This is a genomic window from Pseudomonas sp. LB-090624 (assembly GCF_003205205.1).
Classification (GTDB): Bacteria; Pseudomonadota; Gammaproteobacteria; order Pseudomonadales; family Pseudomonadaceae; genus Aquipseudomonas.
On record NZ_QJRL01000073.1, the window covers coordinates 1 to 1381 of the forward strand.

The following is a 1381-nucleotide window of genomic DNA, read 5'->3' on the forward strand; positions in this document are numbered from 1 at the left end:
GATCGTGTCCCGGGAAGTGGTGTAACTGAACCAGCCGAAGGCGCCCTGCAGGCGAAAGAGGATGGTCATCGTGGTTCTTGGCTAACGTTGAGTTTGCGAAGACCAAACACTCACCAGAGAAACCACGATGACCAAGCCCACTATCGCATTGACCGAGTTGGTTGAGAAAGGGGCAGACGCTGATCTGCTCAAGCAAATGATCCAGTTCGTTGCCCAGCGCATGATGGAATTCGATGTCGAAGGCCTGTGCGGTGCGGGCTTCGATGTCAAAAGCCCTGACCGGACAAACAGCCGCAATGGCTACCGTGATCGCTTGTGGCAGACCCGCGCCGGCGACGTCGACCTGAAGATTCCCAAGCTGCGCCAGGGCAGCTACTTTCCTGGCTTCCTCGAACCTCGACGCACCGCCGAAAAGGCCATGGCGGCGGTGATTCAGGAGGCTTATATCCAAGGCGTTTCAACACGCTCGGTGGACGAGCTGGTGAAGGCCATGGGCATGACTGGTATTTCTAAAAGCCAGGTGTCACGGCTAGCTGGTGAGATCGATGAGCGCGTTCACGCTTTCCTTGATCGCCCGCTTGAAGGTGACTGGCCCTATCTCTGGATCGATGCCACCTACGTCAAGGTGCGGGAGGCCGGGCGCATCGTCTCGGTCGCCGTAATAATCGCCGTGGCCGTGAACACCGACGGTGGCCGCGAAGTCCTGGGCATGCGGGTTGGGCCGTCAGAGGCTGAGCCGTTCTGGACAGACTTCCTGCGCAGCCTCATGCGACGTGGCTTGCGGGGCGTGAAGCTGGTCATCTCCGACGCCCACGAAGGGCTCAAGGCGGCTGTTTCCAAGGTATTCAACGCGACTTGGCAGCGCTGCCGTGTGCATTTCATGCGCAATGCCATGGCCCACGTCGGCAAAGGCCAGCGCACCATGGTAGCGGCGCTGCTGCGCACGGTCTTCGCCCAGGACAGCCGTGCCGAATGCCATCAGCAATGGCGGTTGGTCGCCGATCAACTGCGCGAAAAGTACCCGAAGATCGCGACGCTCATGGACGGCTGCGAGGATGAAGTGCTGGCTCACATGGCGTTTCCCAAGGCGCACCGGCAGCAGTTACACAGCACCAACCCGCTTGAACGGCTCAACGCTGAAATCAAACGCCGCACCGATGTCGTGGGGATTTTCCCCAACGATCCGGCCATCACACGGCTGGTAGGCGCGATGCTGCTGGAGCAGAACGACGAGTGGTGCCTGCAAAGACGTTACATGCAGTTGGAGGCCTTCGAAGCGGTCAGCGATAATCCACAAGCCAAGCTGTCAGCTGTGATCAACTAAACGGCGAACTCAATGGCAAGAGCCATGATGAGTTACACCACTTCCCGGGACACGATC

Annotated in this window: 1 protein-coding gene; it reads left to right on the top strand. The window is 59.3% G+C overall.

What is annotated here, in order from left to right:
* Nucleotides 1-127: 127 nt before the first annotated feature.
* Nucleotides 128-1324 (top strand): IS256 family transposase, encoded by a 1197-nt coding sequence (locus DMX11_RS25770; RefSeq protein ID WP_016391483.1) that lies wholly within the window; start codon nucleotides 128-130, stop codon nucleotides 1322-1324.
* The last annotated feature ends 57 nt before the right edge of the window (nucleotides 1325-1381 follow it).

What these genes read in the sequence shown, in the direction of transcription:
- DMX11_RS25770 (WP_016391483.1), top strand. Translation starts at nt 128, where the DNA reads ATGACCAAGCCCACTATCGCATTGACCGAGTTGGTTGAGAAAGGGGCA.